Origin of the sequence: Humibacillus xanthopallidus (assembly GCF_006716675.1) — a bacterium.
GTDB lineage: Bacteria > Actinomycetota > Actinomycetes > Actinomycetales > Dermatophilaceae > Humibacillus > Humibacillus xanthopallidus_B.
Map to the genome: position 1 here is coordinate 1,167,999 of NZ_VFPM01000002.1, position 19,255 is coordinate 1,187,253.

19 protein-coding genes are annotated in these 19,255 nt (G+C 73.5%); 15 read left to right on the plus strand and 4 right to left on the minus strand.

The features are described from left to right. Positions 1-10: 10 nt before the first annotated feature. Positions 11-421, plus strand: a complete 411-nt coding sequence (locus tag FBY41_RS13320; RefSeq protein ID WP_141844704.1) for a DoxX family protein — start codon at positions 11-13, stop codon at positions 419-421. On the opposite strand, the gene FBY41_RS13325 is transcribed toward FBY41_RS13320, so the two are convergent. Further along, entirely contained in the window at positions 411-1,055 is a 645-nt protein-coding gene (locus FBY41_RS13325; RefSeq protein WP_260439754.1) for a GNAT family N-acetyltransferase, read from the minus strand. The two genes, FBY41_RS13320 and FBY41_RS13325, sit on opposite strands and share 11 nt — an antisense overlap. 334 nt (positions 1,056-1,389) lie before the next feature. Between FBY41_RS13325 and FBY41_RS13330 the strand changes: the two genes are divergently transcribed. Beyond that, the gene (locus FBY41_RS13330) at positions 1,390-1,833 is read left to right on the plus strand and encodes a DUF4184 family protein (protein WP_185749045.1); all 444 of its coding nucleotides are present in this window, start codon (positions 1,390-1,392) and stop codon (positions 1,831-1,833) included. A 51-nt stretch (positions 1,834-1,884) separates the two neighbouring features. Here the strand turns inward: FBY41_RS13330 and FBY41_RS13335 are convergent, their stop codons facing one another. After that, positions 1,885-2,688, minus strand: a complete 804-nt coding sequence (locus tag FBY41_RS13335; RefSeq protein WP_141844706.1) for a methyltransferase domain-containing protein — start codon at positions 2,686-2,688, stop codon at positions 1,885-1,887. A 167-nt stretch (positions 2,689-2,855) separates the two neighbouring features. Here FBY41_RS13335 and FBY41_RS13340 point away from each other — a divergent pair, with 167 nt between their 5' ends. From FBY41_RS13340 to FBY41_RS13350, 3 genes are read left to right on the plus strand one after another with little or no spacing between them, the layout of a single operon-like run. Continuing rightward, positions 2,856-4,634: a proline--tRNA ligase gene (locus FBY41_RS13340; protein WP_141844707.1), complete on the plus strand. Its 1,779-nt coding sequence runs from the start codon at positions 2,856-2,858 to the stop codon at positions 4,632-4,634. Beyond that, complete coding sequence (locus FBY41_RS13345; RefSeq protein ID WP_141844708.1) at positions 4,631-5,404, plus strand: HAD family hydrolase; 774 nt, start codon at positions 4,631-4,633, stop codon at positions 5,402-5,404. The genes FBY41_RS13340 and FBY41_RS13345 overlap by 4 nt, the downstream gene beginning before the upstream one ends. Then, entirely contained in the window at positions 5,401-6,183 is a 783-nt protein-coding gene (locus FBY41_RS13350; protein ID WP_141844709.1) for a TSUP family transporter, read from the plus strand. Before FBY41_RS13345 ends, FBY41_RS13350 begins: the two co-directional genes overlap by 4 nt. A 1-nt stretch (position 6,184) precedes the next feature. Here the strand turns inward: FBY41_RS13350 and FBY41_RS13355 are convergent, their stop codons facing one another. Further along, positions 6,185-7,441, minus strand: coding sequence for a cytochrome P450 (locus FBY41_RS13355; RefSeq protein ID WP_141844710.1), 1,257 nt, complete (start codon positions 7,439-7,441; stop codon positions 6,185-6,187). Between the two features lie 69 nt (positions 7,442-7,510). On the opposite strand from FBY41_RS13355, the gene FBY41_RS13360 reads away from it, so the two are divergent. The 10 genes from FBY41_RS13360 to FBY41_RS13405 all read left to right on the plus strand — a co-directional run bounded on the left by FBY41_RS13360 (position 7,511) and on the right by FBY41_RS13405 (position 17,247). Continuing rightward, positions 7,511-8,536 (plus strand): 3-oxoacyl-ACP synthase III family protein, encoded by a 1,026-nt coding sequence (locus FBY41_RS13360; RefSeq protein ID WP_260439755.1) that lies wholly within the window; start codon positions 7,511-7,513, stop codon positions 8,534-8,536. After that, a complete protein-coding gene (locus FBY41_RS13365; RefSeq protein WP_221629274.1) occupies positions 8,533-9,357 on the plus strand; it encodes a glycosyltransferase in 825 nt (274 codons plus the stop codon). The genes FBY41_RS13360 and FBY41_RS13365 overlap by 4 nt, the downstream gene beginning before the upstream one ends. After that, positions 9,354-10,559, plus strand: coding sequence for a cytochrome P450 (locus FBY41_RS13370; protein WP_141844711.1), 1,206 nt, complete (start codon positions 9,354-9,356; stop codon positions 10,557-10,559). The genes FBY41_RS13365 and FBY41_RS13370 overlap by 4 nt, the downstream gene beginning before the upstream one ends. Further along, the gene (locus FBY41_RS13375) at positions 10,556-12,175 is read left to right on the plus strand and encodes a class I adenylate-forming enzyme family protein (RefSeq protein ID WP_141844712.1); all 1,620 of its coding nucleotides are present in this window, start codon (positions 10,556-10,558) and stop codon (positions 12,173-12,175) included. Before FBY41_RS13370 ends, FBY41_RS13375 begins: the two co-directional genes overlap by 4 nt. Before the next feature lie 29 nt (positions 12,176-12,204). Then, complete coding sequence (locus FBY41_RS13380) at positions 12,205-13,137, plus strand: NAD-dependent epimerase/dehydratase family protein (RefSeq protein WP_141844713.1); 933 nt, start codon at positions 12,205-12,207, stop codon at positions 13,135-13,137. 63 nt (positions 13,138-13,200) lie between these two features. Continuing rightward, positions 13,201-14,634 (plus strand): ferredoxin reductase family protein, encoded by a 1,434-nt coding sequence (locus FBY41_RS13385; protein ID WP_141844714.1) that lies wholly within the window; start codon positions 13,201-13,203, stop codon positions 14,632-14,634. Positions 14,635-14,698: 64 nt separating this feature from the next. Beyond that, a complete protein-coding gene (locus FBY41_RS13390; protein WP_141844715.1) occupies positions 14,699-15,238 on the plus strand; it encodes an FMN-binding protein in 540 nt (179 codons plus the stop codon). A 117-nt stretch (positions 15,239-15,355) separates the two neighbouring features. Further along, positions 15,356-16,123 (plus strand): FAD:protein FMN transferase, encoded by a 768-nt coding sequence (locus tag FBY41_RS13395; RefSeq protein ID WP_260439756.1) that lies wholly within the window; start codon positions 15,356-15,358, stop codon positions 16,121-16,123. 57 nt (positions 16,124-16,180) lie between these two features. After that, positions 16,181-16,567 (plus strand): ArsR/SmtB family transcription factor, encoded by a 387-nt coding sequence (locus FBY41_RS13400; protein WP_141844717.1) that lies wholly within the window; start codon positions 16,181-16,183, stop codon positions 16,565-16,567. Beyond that, positions 16,564-17,247: an SRPBCC domain-containing protein gene (locus tag FBY41_RS13405; protein ID WP_141844718.1), complete on the plus strand. Its 684-nt coding sequence runs from the start codon at positions 16,564-16,566 to the stop codon at positions 17,245-17,247. Before FBY41_RS13400 ends, FBY41_RS13405 begins: the two co-directional genes overlap by 4 nt. 27 nt (positions 17,248-17,274) lie before the next feature. Here the strand turns inward: FBY41_RS13405 and FBY41_RS13410 are convergent, their stop codons facing one another. After that, positions 17,275-19,254, minus strand: coding sequence for a thioredoxin domain-containing protein (locus FBY41_RS13410; protein WP_141844719.1), 1,980 nt, complete (start codon positions 19,252-19,254; stop codon positions 17,275-17,277). Position 19,255: the final 1 nt, after the last annotated feature.

The window sequence follows — 19,255 nt, forward strand, 5'->3', positions numbered from 1 at the left end:
GGGTGTGGGGATGAAGACGACGACGAACGCCCCGCTCGGCAAGGACGCCATCGCGCTCGCCGGCCTCTTCCTCGCCTCCGGCACGATGCACTTCGTCAAGCCCGAGCCGTTCGAGTCGATGGTGCCTCCACAGCTGCCGCGGCGACGGGCGCTCGTGTTCGCGTCCGGTGCCGCCGAGCTCGCCTGCGCCGTCGGGCTGCTGGTCCCGCGCACGCGCCGGGTGGCCGGTCTCGCGTCGGCAGTGCTGCTCGTGGCGGTCTTCCCGGCCAACGTCACGATGACGGCCAAGGCGGGCCAGGGCGTGTCGCGCGACCCCCGGAGCGCGGCCAAGCAGGGCTACCTCGCCGCGACGGTGGCGCGGCTGCCCCTCCAGTGGCCGATGATCCGCACGGCCCTGCGTGCCGCCGGGGTCATCCGCTGAACGCGATGTGCACCGAGTCACCGGTGCGGCGGTAGCCGATCGCCTCGTAGATGGCGTTGGACGTCGGGTTGGCGAGGTCGGTGTAGAGGATGCAGCGCTCGCCCGCCTCCCGTCGCTCGCTGCTGAGTGCGGCGACGACGCCGCTCGCGTAGCCGTGGCCACGCAGCTCCGGGGGTGTCCACACGCCCGAGATCCGGGTGACGCCGCCGTTGGCGGGCGATGCGTAGGCCATCGACACCGGTCGGCCCTCGACCTCCCACAACCCCACCCGGCCGCTGGCGACGGACCCTGCCAGTGACGGCGCGGCACGGCCGCCTCCCTCGATGACGTCGACGAAGTCCTGGTGCCAGCCGTCAATGAGCGCGAGGTCGTCGTCGGTCGCGGCGCGGAAGCCACCCTGCACCTCGAAGGCGAGCCGGGGCGGCACCGGCAGGTCGAAGCGGCCCATCTCCATGGCGACCCGTGCCGCGGCCCCCGTGCGCGCCACCCACTCGTCCGCGAAGGCCTGCGCCGGTGCGCGCACGCCCCCCACGCCCGGCAGGACGTCCGGCTCGGATGCCAGGAGGGCCGCGAGGTCTCGAGCCTCCGCCTCGGTGGCGAGGGCGATGTGGAGCGGGTGGGGCGGGGTGTGCATGAAGGCGGCGACGGCCGCACCGGCCGGGTCGGTGCCGACCCACCAGCGCGCACCGGCATACCGGGTGGGTCAGCGATGATGCCGTCGGTGACGCTGGCGACGACGCTGAGAGCCTCCGGCTCGCGGGCGACGAGCGCTGCGAGGGCGGCCCGGGCCTCCGGGGCACGCGCGACGAGCGAGAGGACGGTCGGCTGCTGCGGCATGCGGCAACTCTGGCAAACCCCGCCCGCCCGGTGCGAACCGTTTGTCCGAGGGCTCTGACGATGCTGTGAAGGTCCTGCACGTCCGGCGCCGAACCCCCTCGGGGCGCGGCCCCGGCTGTCACCATCGACGAGTGCCCCTCACCCCGAGCCATGCCGTCGTCGCGATCCCGCTGCGACGGCTCGGGCTGCCCCTCGGAGCCGTCGCGGTCGGCGCGATGTCGCCGGACGCCGCGGTCTTCGTGCCCTGGGTGTTCGACTACGCAGTGACCCACTCGCTCATCGGGGTCGTCACGACGGACCTCGCGGTCGGGGTGGTCGTCGTGTCGGCGTGGTGGGCGTGGCTGCGCGCGCCCGTCGTCGACCTGCTGCCCGTCGCGGGCGCCGTGGCGGGCCTGGCGCTGTGGATGGCGTCGATCTCCTCGGGGGCCCTGCCCTCCGCGGTCGTCGTGCGCGCGGTGACGCTGGCCGGGCTCGGTGCCGCGGCGGGACTGGTCCTGCTCGCCTTCACCTGGCACGTCGCCGTGCTCCGACTCCCCGACGCCGGCGTCGCGCGGGCACGCGACGAGCGCGGCTGAGCGTCGCCGTGCTCCTGCACCCGGCTCGCCCCGGCGAGCCGGACCTCGGGGTCAGATGTGCGCGAGCACCTCGGCGTGGGTCATCGCGAACCACGCGTCCGGGTGCGTCGACCACGCCTGCCAGGCTGCACCGACCTCTGCCAGCTCTTCCGGTGTCGCGAGACCACGCTCGACGGCTTGGGTCGCGAAGGTCGACTCCAGGGCGCGCCGGGCCCACACGCCGCCCCACCAGGCGCACTGCTCCGGCGTCGCATACGTCCAGAGCGACGCCGACGGGGTGAGCCGGGTCAGGCCGGCGGCGTGCGCCCATGCGAGCAGGTGCCGACCGGCGTCGGGCTCGGCGTGGTTGAGGTGCGCGAGGCGGCGGTAGAGATCGAGCCAGCGGGTCATGCCCTCCGAGGCGGGGTGCCACACCATCGAGGCGTAGTCGACGTCGCGCACCGCCACGAGGCCACCCGGGCGCGTCACCCGCGCCATCTCGCGCAGCGCGCCCACGGGGTCGGTGAGGTGCTGGAGCACCTGGTGGGCATGGACGACGTCGAAGGCCCCGGCGGCATACGGCAGCGCCAAAACGTCGGCGAGCTCGAACTGCGTGCGGTGGTCACCCCGGGCGGCGGCGTTGCTCCGGGCCTGCACGAGCGGGTCCGGCACGTTCTCGACGCCCAGCACCGCGCCCGACGGCCCGACCGCCTCGGCGAGGTCGAGCGTGATGGTGCCCGGCCCGCAGCCGACGTCGAGGACCCGCTGACCCGCCCGCAGGTGGGGGAGCAGGTAGGCCGCCGAGTCCGCCGCCGTGCGCACGCCGTGCGATGCGAGGACGCTCGTGTGGTGCCCGTGCAGGTAGACGTCAGCCATGAGGCTGACGCTACGCCGAGCGCGCCGCGCCACTCGGGGCCGTCCGCGTCGCGGGCCCCGGGGGCGGCGCCCGCGTCGGCAGCGCGGCAACTGGGTCGCCGCACCCCCTCCGGACCCGGATATCCTTCCGGGGTTGCACAACCCCCAGCCGAAAGAGGAGTCCCCCGGTGGCCCTGCACCTGTCGTCCCTGTTCCTGCGAACCCTTCGTGAGGACCCGGCGGACGCAGAGGTCCCGAGCCACCGCCTCCTCGTGCGGGCCGGCTACATCCGGCGCGTCAGCCCCGGCGTCTACACGTGGCTGCCGCTCGGTCTGCGGGTGCTGCGCAACGTCGAGAAGATCGTCCGCGAGGAGATGGACGCCATCGGCGCCCAGGAGCTGCTCTTCCCCGCCCTGCTGCCCAAGGAGCCCTTCGAGGCCACCGGCCGCTGGACGGAGTACGGCGACAACATCTTCCGCCTCCAGGACCGCAAGGGCGCCGACCACCTGCTCGGCCCGACCCACGAGGAGATGTTCACCCTCACGGTCAAGGACCTCTACAGCTCCTACAAGGACCTGCCGCTCTCGATCTACCAGATCCAGACGAAGTACCGCGACGAGGCACGGCCGCGCGCGGGTGTGCTCCGCGGACGTGAGTTCGTCATGAAGGACTCCTACTCCTTCGACATCGACGAGGCCGGTCTCGACAAGAGCTACCAGCTGCACCGCGAGGCCTACATCCGCATCTTCGACCGCCTCGGCTTCCACTACGTCATCGTCGAGGCGATGGCGGGGGCCATGGGTGGCAGCAAGAGCGAGGAGTTCCTCGCCACCGCCGAGGTCGGTGAGGACACCTACGTCCACTGCACGAGCTGCGGGTATGCCGCCAACGTCGAGGCCGTGCGCGTGCCGGCCCCCGACCCGGTCGGGTGGGAGGGCACCGCAGCCGCGCACGCGGAGGACACCCCCGACACCCCCACCATCGAGACGCTCGTCGCGCACCTCAACGAGCGCTTCCCCCGCGAGGACCGGTCGTGGGCTGCGGGCGACACGCTGAAGAACGTCGTCGTCATGCTCGTGCACCCCGACGGCACGCGCGAGCCGCTCGCCATCGGCGTGCCCGGCGACCGCGAGGTCGACGAGAAGCGTCTCGGCGCCCAGGTCGAGCCGGCTGAGGTCGAGGCCTTCACCGAGGCCGACTTCGCCGCCAACCCGGCGCTCGTCAAGGGCTACATCGGCCCCGGCGCGCTCGGGCTCGAGGGCAGCTCGGGCATCCGCTACCTGCTCGACCCGCGCGTCGGCGAGGGCACGCGGTGGGTCACCGGGGCCAACGTCGCCGGTCAGCACGTCATCGACCTCGTCGCGGGCCGGGACTTCACGGCCGACGGGACCATCGAGGCGGCCGAAGTGCGCCCCGGCGACCCCTGCCCCAACTGCGACCACACCCTCTCCGCTGCCCGCGGCATCGAGATGGGCCACGTCTTCCAGCTCGGCACGAAGTACGCCGAGGCCCTCGACCTGCAGGTCCTCGACCAGAGCGGCAAGCTCGTCACGGTCGTCATGGGCTCCTACGGCGTCGGCGTCTCGCGGGCCGTCGCGTGCGTCGTCGAGGGCAACCACGACGAGTCCGGCATCATCTGGCCGCGCGAGCTCGCCCCCGCCGACGTGCACGTCGTCGTGGCCGGCAAGGACGACGCGCTCTTCGTCAAGGCCGAGGAGATCGCCCGCGAGCTCGAGGTCCAGGGCCTCACCGTCATCGTCGACGACCGCAAGGGCGTCAGCCCCGGCGTGAAGTTCAAGGACTCCGAGCTCATCGGCGTGCCGACGATCCTCGTCATCGGACGCGGCCTCGCCGAGGGCAAGGTCGAGATCAAGGACCGCCGCACCGGCGAGCGCCGCGAGGTCGCCGTCGACGACGCCGTGGCCGCCCTGACCGCCGAGGTCACCGCGGAGGTCGAGCGCTCGTGACCTCCGCCGACCGCGGGGCGGGCCTCCCCGTGCGGGCGGTCCTCTTCGACTGGGGCGGCACGATCACGCCCTGGCACGAGGTCGACTTCCGCGCCACGTGGGGGGCGTATGCCGCAGCGCTCGGTCACACGGGTGACGCGCACACCGCGTTCGTCGCCGCCATCTGCGCCGCGGAGGACGCCGCCTGGAGGCGCGGCCGCAGCGGGGGCGGGAGCGCCCGCCTGCACGAGCTGCTCGAGACGGTGGGCGTCACGGACGTCCACCCGGGCGCGGAGGAGGCGCTGGCGGCATACCGCGAGCTGTGGGAGCCCCACACGCTCACCGCGCCGGAGATCCGCCCCCTGTGGGAGGGCCTGCGCGACAAGGGAATCCGGGTCGGCGTCCTGTCCAACACGATCTGGGACCGCGACTACCACCGGTCGATCTTCGAACGCGACGGCGTGCTCGACCTCATCGACGTCGACGTCTACTCCAGCGAGACGCCGTGGGTGAAGCCGCAGCCCGAGATCTTCGCCCACGCCGCCAGCGAGGCGGGGCTCGAGCCGGGGGAGTGCGCCTACGTCGGTGACCGCTCCTACGAGGACGTCCACGGCCCGCAGCAGGTCGGCATGCGTGCCATCTGGGTGCCGCACTCGACGATCCCGCTCGACCAGCAGGTGTCGCACGACGCAACCCCCGACGCGGTCGCGCACGAGATCGGCGACGTGCTCACCATCGTCGAGTCCTGGAACTGGCGCGGCGCAGACGGTGGCGGCGGTGCCGGCGCGTGAGCGACCCGACGCTCACGACCCTCCTCTTCCTCGGGCTCGCCGCCTTCGCCGCCGGCTGGATCGACGCCGTCGTCGGCGGGGGCGGGCTGGTGCAGCTGCCCGCCCTGCTCGTGGGGCTGCCGGGGGCCTCGCCCGCCCAGCTGCTCGCGACGAACAAGTTCGGCTCGATCTTCGGCACGGCGACGAGCTCGGTCACCTACTACCGGCGCGTCCACCCCGACCTGCGCACGGCACTGCCCATGGCGGCCGTCGCCTACGTCGGGTCGATCGGCGGCGCGGTCATCGGGCTGCACATCCCAAAGTCGGCCTTCAACCCGATCATCCTCGTGCTGCTCGTCCTCGTCGGCGCCTACACGCTCTTCAAGCCCGATCTCGGCAAGGAGTCGATCCGGCGCTACGACGGAGCACGGCACACGGTCTTCGCGATGCTGACCGGCTTCGTCATCGGCGTCTACGACGGTGCGCTCGGCCCGGGCACGGGCAGCTTCCTCGTCTTCGCCCTCGTGGGGCTGCTCGGCTACAACTTCCTCGAGGCGAGCGCGAAGGCCAAGATCACGAACTTCGCGACGAACCTCGGGGCCCTCACCGTCTTCCTGCCGATGGGGCTCGTCCTCTTCAAGGTCGGCTTCGTCATCGCGGTCGCCAACCTCGTCGGCGGCTACGTCGGTGCGCGCACGGCGGTCGCGAGGGGGAGCGGTTTCGTGCGCGCCGTCTTCGTGCTCATCGTCAGCGCCTTCATCGTCAAGATCAGCGGCAGCCTCCTCGGCTGGTGGGCCTGACTCAGGCGACGCGGCGGACGACGAGGCGTCGGTAGGTGGGGATGAGGACTCGGCGGGCGGCCTCCCGGTCGACGACCGTCCACGGCCCGGCCGCGGCGAGGGCGGAGATCACCTGGCGCAGCTCGGCCCGGGCGACGGCGGCGCCGAGGCAGAGATGGCGGCCCGCGCCGAACCACAGGTGCCGGTTGTCGGGCAGGTAGGGGCGGTCGAGGTCGAACGCCCCGGGTGCGGTGTTCGCGACGTAGGTGAGGGCCAGCACCCGGTCGCCGGCTCTCAGCGTGCGTCCGCCGACGGTGACGTCGCGGGTGATGTGCCGGCCGATGACCGGGGCCGGCGTCGTGACGCGCAGCCCCTCGCGGACGGCGACCTCGACGAGGTCGTCACGATCACTCCCCGTGGCGGTCGCCAGCCGAGCGGCCTGCCCCGTGTCGGCGAGCAGGGCCGCGGTGCGGGCGATCGCACTCGCTGCCGTCTCCGTGCCGGCCACGAGCAGCAAGGACGCGAGTCCGGTCGCCTCCTGCTCGGTGACACCGAGCGCCCGGCAGCGCCCGAGCACCGTCGACTCGGGTGCGGTGCGGTAGGCCCGCGGCACGCCTGCGGTGAGTCCCTCCAGGATCTGCCGCGCGCGGTCCACGGTCGCGGGAGCGAGGGTGGTGTCGGACTGCGTGCCCAGGGCCAGGGCGGCGAGCTCCTCGCCCCGGGCGAAGACGAGCCGGTAGGCGCCCCAGTCGTCGCCGTGGTCAAGGCCCGCAGCGTCAGCCTCGGCGAGGAAGGTCGTGACGTCGATGCCGAGCATGGCGACGACGATGCGGCCGACCAGCACCCGCGCGAGATCGGCGATGTCGACGGTCGTCCCGGCCATGAGCCGCTGGGTCATGAGCGCTGTGACCGGTGAGGCGGCGGGGGCCACGAGATCGTGGGCCGCAGCCTCCGTGAAGAGGTCGCGCGCCCTGGTGCGCAGGGAGTGGTGCCCTGCGCCGTCGAAGAGGTCCTCGACCCAGTCGCCGAGGACCTGTGACCACAGGTGGCCGACCCCGCCCTCGCCGAGCAGGGAGGTGGAGCGGTGGTCGACGAGCAGCTCGCGGATGAGGACCGGGTCGCGCACGACCCAGCCGAGCCGCGGCACCCGCAGGATGCGCGGCCCGAGCCGGGCCGCCGAGACGAGGGCGCCGAGTGCCGGGCTGGCCGACCGGATGACCGTGCGTTCGTGGCGACCGGCCACGCCCGCCTGAGTACGTCGGCTCACGGCGGGCGTCATGGCGTCACCGTAGACTGCCCGCACCGAGTGCAGGGAGAGCCTCGTCGCCGAGCCAGGGAGGTCGCGGCCGTGTCGCACCAGCGCATCGCCAGTCGGGTCACCGGGGTCAGTGCTCACGTCGCCGAGCACGCGATGACCGTCGAGCAGGTCGAGGCCCGGGTCGTCGCGTCGAGTGGCGGCTTCACCCCACCCACCGGTGTGCTGGGCCGGCTCACCGGGGTCCGACGGATCCACCACGCGGGCGCCGGCACGCAGGCGTCCGACCTCGCGGCCACCGCGGGCCGGCGCACGCTCGACCGCCTCGGTCTCGAGCCCGCCGACGTCGACCTGCTCGTCTTCGCCTCGGCCTCGCAGGACCTCGTCGAGCCCGCCACCTCGCACATCGTCGCCGATCTGCTCGGCGCCCGGTGCCCCGTCATGGACGTCAAGAACGCCTGCAACTCGTGGCTCAACGGGGTGCAGGTCGCCGAGGCGCTCATCGGCACGGGCGGCTACCAGCGGGTCCTCGTCGTCACCGGTGAGATGCCGTCGCGCGCAGCGCGGTGGTCGGTGCGCGACGCCGCCCAGTTCGTCGAGTCGGTGCCCGGCTACACGATGAGCGACGCAGGGGCCGCAGGGCTCGTCGAGCGGGCGGAGCCCGGAGCCCGCGGCGAGATCCTCCACCGGTGGTTCGGCGCCGAGTCGCGGCACTGGTCGGTGGGCCAGCTCCCGGCTGGAGGCACGCGTCACCCGCGTGACCTCGACAAGACGTACTTCGTCATGGACGGCACCCGGTTGCGGCAGGCCTTCGACAGCGTCGACGTGGAGGAGATCCACCGGGCCCTCAAGGCCGACGGTCTCGGGGTCGAGGACTTCGCGGCCGTCGCCGTGCACCAGGTCGCCATGCCCTACCTCGACGTCTTCGCCGACCGGCTGGGCCTGCGCCGTGACCTCGTCGTCGAGTCCCTGCCCGACCACGGCAACTGCGCCTCGGCCACCCTGCCGCTCCAGTGGCAGCAGATCGAGCAGCGCGACCTCGCCCGCCCGGGTGAGCCCGTGCTCCTCGTCGGCCTGGCGGGAGGCATCAGCGTCGGCACGATGGCGGTGCGGTGGTGAGTCGCGACCCCCGTGATCTCCCCGCTGCTGACGACGGCTCCGACGAGACGGAGCCGGCCGGCATACGGCTCTGGGTCGTCGTGCCCGCGTGGAACGAGGAGCGCGGTATCGGCGCGACGATGAGCGCACTCGCAGCCCAGCGTGACCGTGACTTCACGCTCGTCGTCGTCGACAACGCCAGCACCGACGCCACCGTCGCCGAGGTCGAGCGAGCCTGTGCGGCAAGCACGCTCGATGTCCAGGTCATCACCGAGCCGCGCAAGGGCACCGGTGCTGCGGCCGACACCGGCGTGCGGCACGCCATCGCGCACGGCGCGACCCATGTGCTGCGCACCGACGCCGACACCCTGCCCGCACCGGGGTGGACGGCAGCGGCGCGACGCGCCTTCGCCGGCGGCGCAGACCTCGTGACGGGCCCGATGCGCGCGCGTTCCGACGAGGTGCGGCTCAAGGTGTGGGAGCGCGCGGTCCTGCCGGCCGTCATCGGCGTCTGCCAGACGTTCGGCCGCCTGCGCCCGAGCAACCGCTCCCCGGAGCTGCACGGTCCCTACCGGATGAGCCCGGGCTGCAACCTCGGTGTCAGCGCGCGCGCCTACGTCGCCTCGGGCGGCTTCCCGCGCACGGCGATCGAGGAGGTCCACGAGGACCGCGAGCTCGTCAACCGGGTGCGGCGGGTCTCCGGCCGCGTCGAGCTGCACCGTGACCTCGTCGTGCACGCATCGGTGCGCCGGCTGCGCGCCTACGGGCTCCTCGGCACGCTGCGGTGGTACCTCGACCACGGCCACCACCCGGACGTCGTCGACGTGCGAGGCCTTGCGTGAGGTCACCCGCTCTCACGCGCCACCCGGCGGCCACCGACGCGGGCGGTCGCTGGGAGTCGCGGCTCATCCGCTCGGCGCACCCCGTCGTGGCCCGTGTCGTCGACCTCGCCGTCGCGCGCCGCCAGGTGACCAGGGTGCCGGGGGTGGGCCTGCTCGTCGCCGACCCGGAGGCGGCGCGCCGGGTGCTCTCCGACACCGCGCACTTCGCCAAGCAGGGCCCGGGGTCGTCCGGGGCGTTGTGGACTCCGGTCCTCGGTGAGCGCGTCCTGCTCAACATGGACGGGCCCGAGCACGCTCGGCTGAGACGGGTGCTCGCCGACCTCTTCTCCCCGCGCATCGTCGACGAGGTGTGCCGTGACGCTGCCCAGCCGCTCGTGGCTCGTGCGGCCGAACGGCTGCGGGCCGGGGAGCCGGTCGACGTCGCGCGCCTCGCGCGCGAGGTGGCTGCCGCAGTGATCGGCCTCGTCGTCGGGCTCTCGGGTGGTGCCGACCGGGCCGAGCTCCTGCGCGCGAGCGACGACATCGAGTCGATGGTCACCTGGCGCACGCGCACCTTCGACGAGGCGGCCGTCGACCACGCGCGCCGGGCGCTCGCCGTCGTCCAGGACGCAGCCGAGGCCGCCCACCGCGCAGCAAGTGATGACACGGTGATGGGCCGGCTTGCGCTGCAGGGTGTTTCGCTCGAGGAGGCTCGTTCGCTGGCAGCAGCTCTGTTCCTCACCGGCGTCGGCACGGTGAGCAGCGCCCTGCCGCGCATCGTCGGCCAGCTCGCCGATGCGGGCCTGCTCGACCGACCCGGGGCGGCGACCGCAGACCTCGACGCCGTCATCGCCGAGGGCCTGCGCATGACGACACCGAGCCTCGTCACGCTCCGTCGCTGTTCGCGCCCGACCGAGCTTCACGGCATACGGCTGCGGCAGGACGAGCGGGTCGTTGTGCTCCTCTGGTGGGCCACCCGGCTGTCCGGCGGGTTCGACCCGGCGCGCCGCCCGCCCGCCGCGATGCGCCACCTGTGGTTCGGCGCGGGGTCGCACTTCTGCCTCGGCGCCCCGCTCGCGATCGCCGAGCTGCGTGCCATGGCGGGCATGGTGCTCGAGGTCGCGGCCGAGCGTGGGCTCGCCGTCACGCGGCGCACGGCCGCGCGGCGGGTGCTCGTGCCGCGCTACGCCGAGCTGTCGGTCGGCGCCGGGGCTCCCGGATGACCGTCACGTCGGCGCCTGACGTCGTCAGCGCCCTGCTCGACCGGGCCGCTGCCCACCCCGCCCGCGTGGCGATCCGCGACCACCGTGGCCGCTCGGTGACCTACGGCGACCTGGGGCGCGGGATCAGGGCTCTCGCGACGCACCTCGAGGAGTCAGGCGTCGCCCACGGTGACGGGGTGCTCCTCGCGGTGCGCCCCTCGCCCCGCGCGGTGATGGCGGCGCTCGGCGTCGTGCTGGCTCGCGGGGTCGTCGTCGTCGCCGACCCGGGGGCCGGGGCGGCGCTGCGAGACGTGAGACGGCGTATCGTCCCCGTGCGAGCCGCCGTCGCCGACACGGTGGTCCACGCTGCGACGACGCGGCCGCTCTCAGCCCTCCTCGCGCGGTGGCCCGCGACGGCGGGTCTCCAGCTGTCCGACCTGTCGGAGCCCCACCTCGTGCACGTCGTCACCGGTCCACGCCTGCCGGGAGTGCCCCGGTCGGCGACCCGGTGGGAGTCCTTGCCCGAGGGGGCCGTGACCCGGCCCGCAGGTGACGCGTCGCGCGACGCCCTCGTCGTCTTCACCTCCGGCTCCACCGCCGCCCCGCGCGCCGTCGTGCACAGCGTGCGCTCGCTCTCCGCGGGAGTGCGCGCGGCGGTCGAGGCGCTGGGCCTCGACGAGCGCGTCGTCATGCACACCGACCAGCTGATGATCGGCCTGCCCACCCTCGTCGCCGGTGGCCGGTGGTCGCTCCCGCCGGTGACGGCGACGACGGCTGCCTCGGTGCGTCAGGCGGCTCGCGAGCGCGCCACACACCTGTATGCCGTGCCCGCCAAGCTCCTCGCGGCGGCCGAGCTCGGCCTGCCGCAGACGGTCCGGCACGTCGCCATGGGTGGGGCGCCGGTGCTCCCGACGGGCATCCGCCGGATCACGCAGCTCGTGCCCGGGGTGACGGTGCGTGCGGTCTACGGCCTCACCGAGGCGCTGCCGGTCGCGGTGGCCACGGGCGAGCAGGTGCTCGACTCGCCCCCCGGACGCACGTGCCTCGGGTTCCCGCTCCCCGGGGTGTCGGTGCGCATCGACACCCCTGCGGGCAGCGCCGACGTCGGCCCGGGCGCAGCGGCCGACGGCGCGGCCGACGTGGGCGAGATCGTCGTCGTCGCCCCCCAGGGCCGAGACCGGATCGCGGGCGAGCAGCCGACGCGAGAGGTGCGGACCGGTGACCTCGGGTCGCTCGGGCCGGACGGCACCCTGCTGCTTGCCGGACGGTCCAAGAGCATGATCATCCGGGGTCAGGCCAACATCTACCCCGACCTCGTCGAGCCGCTCCTGCGCGAGCACGCCGGGCTCGCGATCCGTGACTGCGCCCTCGTGGGGGTGCCCGACCCGGTGTCGGGTGAGGAGCGGGTCGTGCTCGCCGTCGTGCCCGAAGCCCCGCAGACGCAGCGGTCCCGGTCGACCGCCCAGTCCGTTGCCCGCGCGGTGCACCGGGCCTGGCCCGACCTCGCCGACGAGGGGTGGCGACCCGACGAGGTGGTCGTCGTCGAGGCGGTGCCGCGGCGCGGCCGCTCCGCTGCCGTCGACCTCGAGGCCCTGCGCGCCCTCGTGGCGACCGCCCCGCGACGTGACCGGTCGTGAGGGTCGCGTGAGGGTCGCGTGAGGGTCGCGTGAGGGTCGCGGTCACCGGTGCCAGCGGCTTCGTCGGCGGGGTGGTCGTCTCCCACCTGCTGGGGTCGGGCCACGAGGTCGTGGCGCTGAGCCGCCGTCCGGTGCCCGAGCGCGCCGGCCTCGTGCACCGGTCGTGGGACCTCACGACCGGACGGCTCCGCGACGAGCCCACGGTCGACGCCGTCGTCCACGCCGCCGCGCACGTCGACGAGTGGGACCCCTGGCCCGTCCACGCCGCCGTCACCGTCGCGGGGACGCGCGCGGTGCTCGACACGTGGCCGGAGGCGCGGGTGGTGCTCATCTCGTCGGCGAGCGTCTACCCCCTGCGTGGAGCCGGCCGCCCGCGGTGGCTGCTCACCGAGGACGACCTGCCGACCCACCACCCCCTGTCGGCCTATACGCGGGCCAAGATCGCCCAGGAGCAGCTCGTCCTCGCGCGGGGCGACACCGTCGTGCTGCGACCGCATGCCGTGCACGGCACGGGTGACACGACCCTGCTGCCGCGACTCGCCCGGGCGCGTCGACACGGGCGACTCGTCTGCCCCGGGGGTGCGCGCACCCGCGTGCACCTCACCGACGTGCGTCTCGTCGCAGCCGCCGCCGTGAGGGCGTGCGAGAGCGACGGTGGCGTGGCGGTGCTCAACGTCGCCGACGAGCGACCCCTCGAGCTGCGCGCCGTCGCCGCGGGGGTCGCCGCCGCGAACGGCTGGACCGAGCGCCCTGTCTTCACCGGCGCGCCCGTCGCCTGGGCGGCGGCGCTCGCCCTCGAGGGCACCGCCCGCCTCCTGCGGTCGCGCACGGCTCCGGTGCTGACGGCATACGGCGTCTCCCATCTCGCGGTGAGCCGCGCGTTCTCCACGGCCCGGCTGCGCGAGCGCCTCGGGCTCACGCCGGCGCCCTCGGATCTCACGCTGTGGACCGCGGCCAGCTGACTCACACGACCGTCCTGACGCGGCCACAGGTGACGCACAGCCACCCGCAGAAGTGTGGGACTCATGAGCGCAGCCGTCCTCCCCGAGGCCCATGACCTCCCGTCGGCGACCACGCCCGCCGCGCACGCCGTCCCGCGCCATCTCCGGCCGACGCCGCTCTGGTGGCGTGACGCCACGGCAGCGGTGGGGTGGGCTCTCGTGCTCTTCGTCGTGGCGCTCTGGGTCGCCGGTGGCGGCATCAGCGACTTCACGTCGGTGGGCGAGTCGCTGACCAACGTCGGACGCCTCACGGGACTCGTCGCCTCCGTGCTCATCCTCATCCAGGTGCTGCTCATGGCTCGCATCCCGATCCTCGAGCAGGCCTGGGGGCAGGACGAGCTCGCGCGAGTGCACCGCCTCGTGGGCAACACGTCGTTCAACCTCATGGTCGCCCACATCGTGCTGACGGTCCTCGGCTACAGCGCCGGCACCGACCTCGGGGTCATCGGCACGTTCGTCGACGAGACGCTCCACGCCCCGGGCATGCTGCTCGCGCTGGCCGGCACCGTCGCGCTCGTCATGGTGGTCGTGACGTCGGTCAAGAAGGCGCGGCGGCGCCTGCGCTACGAGTCGTGGCACCTGCTGCACCTCTACGCCTACCTCGGCGCCGGGCTCGCCCTCCCGCACCAGCTGTGGACGGGTGCCGACTTCAGGTCGAGCACCGTGGCCACCGTCTTCTGGTGGGGGCTGTATGCCGCCGCCCTCGCCAGCGTCATCGTCTACCGGGTCGCCCTGCCGCTCATCCGCTCCCGTCGGCACCGCCTCGTCGTGTCGCACGTGCGGGCCGAGTCGCCCACCGTGACGTCCGTCGTCGTCACGGGCCGCCACCTCGACCGGCTGCCGGTGCGCGCCGGTCAGTTCTTCCAGTGGCGCTTCCTCGACGGGGAGGGCTCGTCGCGGGCCAACCCCTACAGCATCTCGGCGGCGCCCGACGGTCGCACCCTGCGCATCACGGCCGAGGCGGTCGGCGACTCGAGCAGCCGGCTCGCCACCCTCCGGCCGGGCACACCCGTCCTCGTCGAGGGACCGTACGGGCGGCTTCACGCCGGGGTGCGCACCCGCGAGCGGAGCGTGCTCATCGGCGCGGGCATCGGCATCACGCCCCTGCGAGCGCTCCTCGAGGAGCTACCTGCCGGACCCGACGCCACCGTCGTCATCTATCGCGTCGGACGCCAGTCCGACATCGTCCTCGCCGACGAGCTGCTCTCCCTGGCCCGGGCCAAGGGCGCCCGGGTGGTCGCCGTCGTCGGTCACCGCCGCACCGACCGCGAGAGCTGGCTGCCCGCCGACTCCGCCCACCTGGGGGAGGCCGAGGCGCTGCTGCGCATCGTCCCCGACATCGCCTACCGCGACGTCTTCGTCTGCGGCAACCCCGCCTGGATGGAGCACGTCATCACGGCGGCCAAGGACGCCGGGGTGCCGGCCGAGTCGATCCACCACGAGCGCTTCAGCTACTGACCCCCGCTGCCACCAGACCCTCACCGACCCCTCCTGACCGCAACCGACCCGAAACGAGACCCCCATGCGTCGCATCGTCACCTGGGCCATGAGCACCCTCACCGTCATCGTCCTGCTCTTCAGCTACCACACGTCGCGGTCCTCGGTCGTGGCCACGGCAGAGACCCGGCCGGCCACGACGACCGCCCAGAGCGCTCCGAGCACGACGACCGACTCGGCCTCGGGGTCCTCCGGCGGCACGGGTGGGACCGACGACAGCTCGTCGTCCAGCAGCTCGTCGGGCTCGGGCAGCTCATCGGGCTCGTCGGGGGCGAGTGCCTCGAGCGCCGCGAAGACGTACGTCGGTGACGCGATCGACACGCGCTACGGCCCGGTCCAGGTCCAGATCACCGTGGCGAGCGGCAAGATCACCGCGGTCGACGTGCTCCAGGTTCCGATGTCGGACCGCCACGACCAGATGATCAACTCGCAGGCCGTGCCGATCTACAACGACGAGGCGGTGCAGGCGCAGTCGGCCAACATCGACGTCGTCTCCGGTGCCACCTTCACGTGGCAGGGCTACACCCAGTCCCTCCAGTCCGCCATCGACCAGGCCAACCTCTGAGGCGCTCGGATCCCCACGCCAGCGCCCCGGGGTCAGGCGGGTCACGCGGTCACGCGAGTCACCCGCGCTGCGCCGGGCCCCCTGAGTCACACTGAGACGGACGAGCAAGGAGCCATGATGAGCACCGAGACGAGCACGCCTCCGGCCCGCAAGGCCTGGGTCGAGCAGATCATGGGAATGCCGATCAGCATCCACCTGCGCGGGGCGTCGGCCCTGACGCCAGCGGGTGAGCAGGCGGTCCAGGAGGCCTTTGCCGTCTTCCGCGAGATGGACCGGATCTTCTCGACCTACCGCGACGACTCCGACCTCATGCGGCTGCGCCGCGAGGAGGTCGGTGTCAGCGAGGTGAGCCCCCTCATCGAGGAGGCGCTCGCGATCGGGGAGCGCGCCGAGCGCGACACCCTGGGCGCCTTCACGACCCTGCTGCCGACGGGGGAGGGCGACCTCGCGTTCGACCCGACGGGACTCGTCAAGGGCTGGGCCGTCGACCGAGCGGCCGAGCGCCTCGTCGACCTGCCGGGCACGTCGTCGTGCATCAACGCCGGCGGGGACCTGCTCGTCGTGCCGTCCGCCGACCTCCCGCGTGAGGGAGCTGGGAGCATCGCCTGGCGCGTCGGCATCGAGAACCCCCGCGACCGCTCCCAGATCGCGAGCACGGTCTCGCTCACGCACGGGGCCGTGGCGACCTCGGGCACCGCGGCGCGCGGCGCGCACCTCTACGACCCCCGCACCGGCGAGATGGTCGGCCGCAGTGGCTCCGTCACGGTGGTCGGCCCCACGCTCCTCTGGGCCGACATCTGGGCGACGGCTCTCTTCGTCGGCGATGCCGAGACTGCCGACGCGTTCGACCGCCGGGCACCCGACTACCTCTCCACGGTGCTCTGAGCCCGGCGGCATACTGTGCTCTTGACTTAATTAAGTTACGGCGCAAACAATGGACGGGTGCACGCCTTCGACGTCCTCGGTGACCCCGTCCGTCGCCGTCTGCTGACCCTGCTCGCCGACGGCGAGCGGTCGTCGGGCGAGCTCGCCGAGGTCATCGCCGCCGAGTTCGGCATCTCGCACCCCGCGGTCTCGCAGCACCTCAAGGTCCTCCGCGACGCCGGCTTCACCTCGGTCCGCGCCGACGGCCAGCGGCGGCTGTATGCCGTGGAGCCCGGCCCGCTCGAGGAGATCGACGCATGGGTGGCGCAGTTCCGCCACTTCTGGACCCAACGTCTCGACGCGCTCGGCACCGAGCTGCACCGGGGCGCGAGGGACCGGCGGGCCCCGACGCGCGCCGACGCACCGTCCAGCGACTCACCACACCACAGGAGGACCACGAGATGACCGGCACGAGCAGCACGAGCAACACGAGCAACACGAGCAGCGCGAACGCCACGGAGCCGACCCACCACGCCGCACGCCTCGGGAGCGTCACCCGCAGGGTGGCCAGCGGAAGCCGCGACGGCGCGGACACGAAGACCGTCACCGTCGCGCAGCGCTACCCGGTCGGCCTCGACGAGCTGTGGTCGGCGGTCACCGACGGCGAGCGGATCTCGCGGTGGCTCATGCCGATCAGCGGCGACCTGCGGCTCGGTGGCCACTACCAGCTCGAGGGGAACGCCGGCGGCACCATCGAGGAGTGCGTGCCTGGCGAGCGGATCGCCGTCACGTGGGAGTTCGGCGGCGAGGTGTCGTGGGTCGTCGCGACGCTCTCCGGCGACGACACCGAGTCGGCCCTGCGCGTCGAACACGTCGCCCACGTCGACGCCCAGCGGTGGGAGGAGTACGGTCCGGGCGCCGTCGGCATCGGCTGGGACTCGATGCTGCTCGGCCTCACACTGCACCTCGAGTCGGGGAGCGGCATGGACCGTGACGCGGCGGCGGCCTGGGTCGCGAGCGAGGACGGCCGCGCCTTCATGCGAGGCAGCGGGGAGGCGTGGTGTCGCGCCCAGGTGGCCGCCGGGGAGGACGAGACGGCGGCTCGCGCCGCGGCGGACCGGTGCATCGCGGCATACCTCGGTTGAGGTCCGGCGGTCTCGGGCGGGCGGGTGTCACGCCCGGGCGAGGGCGGCCTCCAGATCGGGGACCGTCGTGACGGGGAGGTCGCAGACGAACCCGTGACACACGTATGCGGCCGGGCTCCCTTGCACGAGAGGGCGGTTCGCGAGGAGCGGGATGCCGTCTGCGTCCGGGGAGCCCGCGACGACCACCGCGCCGGGGCTGGTGCTGCGCCGAGCCGTGGAGAGCAGGTCGGTGGCGTGCGGACCGTCTCCGACGACCGCGACCTGCACCGGGCCGGCTGCGATGGCCTCAGCGACGGCGAGCGACCAGCCGGCGAATCGCGGGTCGCGCCCAGCGAGCCCCAGGCCTGCCTCGGTGGCCTGCCGCCCCCGTTCGATGACCGCGGTGTCGCCGGTGAGGGCCCCGAGGGTGACGAGGGCGCCGGCAAGAGCCGACTGCCCCGATGGCTCCGCGTTGTCGGCGGCGCTGCGGGGCCGCAGGTAGAGCGTCTCCGCGTCGTCGGCCGTGTCGTGGAATCCGCCGTCATCGGCACCGAAGCGTTCGACGGCGCGGTGAAGGAGAGCCTGCGCGTCGCGGAGCCACCGAGGGTCGCCGGTGGCCTGGTGGAGGGCGAGCAGCCCCTCGGCGAGGTTGCCGTAGTCGTCGGCGACGGCCTCGGCGCGACCCACGACCCCGCCCCGGGAGGCCCGGCGCAGCCGACCGTCGACGACGTGCACCGCGAGCACGTGGTCGGCGCACCGCTCCGCGGCCGCGACCCACTCGGGGTGACCGAGGACGGAGCCTGCGCCTGCGAGCGCGGCGATGGCGAGGCCGTTCCACGACGTCACGACCTTGTCGTCCCGTCCGGGCTGCGGCCGGGTGGCGCGCGAGTCCAGCAGGCGACGGCGGACGGACGCGAACCAGGCCGGGTCGTCGGGGTCCACCGGCAGCTGGAGCGTCGACGCCCCGTGCTCGAAGGTGCCCGTCTCGGTGACGACGAAGAGCTCGGCCGCGCGAGCGGCCTCCGCGGCGCCGAGCACCTCGTCGAGCTGGGCAGGCGTCCACGCGTAGGTGAGCCCTTCGACCCGGGCCGCATCGGCGTCGAGCGACGAGGCGAAGCCGCCCTCGGGGGTGGAGAGGTCGCGCAGGACGAACTCGGCCAGCTCGTCGACGATGCGACGTGCCAGAGCCGAGCCCGTCGCGCGCCACCACGAGGTGTAGGCCCGCAGGAGCAGCGCATTGTCGTAGAGCATCTTCTCGAAGTGCGGCACGACCCAGTCGGCGTCGACGCTGTAGCGCGCGAAGCCGCCGCCGAGCTGGTCGTACATACCGCTCCGCGCCATGGCCTCGAGCGTGCGGTCGGCCATGCGTCGCGAGAGGTCGTCACCGGTGCGAGCATGGTGACGCAGGAGGAACTCGAGGACCATCGACGGCGGGAACTTCGGTGCGCGCCCGAATCCGCCTGCGCGCGAGTCGAACTGACTGGCCAGCGTGGTGACGGCGCGGTCGAGGGCAGCGGTGTCGACCGTGGCCGGCGGCGGGGGAGCGAGCGCGTCGGACAGGGCGGTGGCGATGTGACGGCCCGACTGGCGCACCTCCTCCTCGCGGGTGCGCCAGGCCTCGTCGAGCGCTGCGAGCACCTGGAGGAAGTGGTCCCGGGGGAAGTACGTGCCGGCGTAGAAGGGGTCACCCTCGGGCGTGAGGAAGACCGTCATCGGCCAGCCGCCGTGACCCGTCGTCGCGGTGACGGCAGACATGTAGACGGCGTCGATGTCGGGTCGCTCCTCCCGGTCGACCTTGACGGAGACGAAATGCGCGTTGAGGGTGGCTGCCACCTCGTCGTCCTCGAACGACTCGTGCGCCATGACATGGCACCAGTGGCACGCGGCATACCCCACCGACAGCAGGACGGGCACGTTGCGACGCCTCGCTTCGGCGAACGCGTCGGGTCCCCACTCCTGCCAGTGCACGGGGTTGTCGCGGTGCTGGAGGAGGTAGGGGCTCGTGGCGGCGCCGAGGCGGTTCGTCATC

What these genes read in the sequence shown, in the direction of transcription:
- FBY41_RS13320 (WP_141844704.1), top strand. Translation starts at nt 11, where the DNA reads ATGAAGACGACGACGAACGCCCCGCTCGGCAAGGACGCCATCGCGCTC.
- FBY41_RS13325 (WP_260439754.1), bottom strand. Translation starts at nt 1,055, where the DNA reads ATGCACACCCCGCCCCACCCGCTCCACATCGCCCTCGCCACCGAGGCG.
- FBY41_RS13335 (WP_141844706.1), bottom strand. Translation starts at nt 2,688, where the DNA reads ATGGCTGACGTCTACCTGCACGGGCACCACACGAGCGTCCTCGCATCG.
- FBY41_RS13355 (WP_141844710.1), bottom strand. Translation starts at nt 7,441, where the DNA reads ATGACGCCCGCCGTGAGCCGACGTACTCAGGCGGGCGTGGCCGGTCGC.
- FBY41_RS13375 (WP_141844712.1), top strand. Translation starts at nt 10,556, where the DNA reads ATGACCGTCACGTCGGCGCCTGACGTCGTCAGCGCCCTGCTCGACCGG.
- FBY41_RS13385 (WP_141844714.1), top strand. Translation starts at nt 13,201, where the DNA reads ATGAGCGCAGCCGTCCTCCCCGAGGCCCATGACCTCCCGTCGGCGACC.
- FBY41_RS13390 (WP_141844715.1), top strand. Translation starts at nt 14,699, where the DNA reads ATGCGTCGCATCGTCACCTGGGCCATGAGCACCCTCACCGTCATCGTC.
- FBY41_RS13395 (WP_260439756.1), top strand. Translation starts at nt 15,356, where the DNA reads ATGAGCACCGAGACGAGCACGCCTCCGGCCCGCAAGGCCTGGGTCGAG.
- FBY41_RS13405 (WP_141844718.1), top strand. Translation starts at nt 16,564, where the DNA reads ATGACCGGCACGAGCAGCACGAGCAACACGAGCAACACGAGCAGCGCG.
- FBY41_RS13410 (WP_141844719.1), bottom strand. Translation starts at nt 19,254, where the DNA reads ATGACGAACCGCCTCGGCGCCGCCACGAGCCCCTACCTCCTCCAGCAC.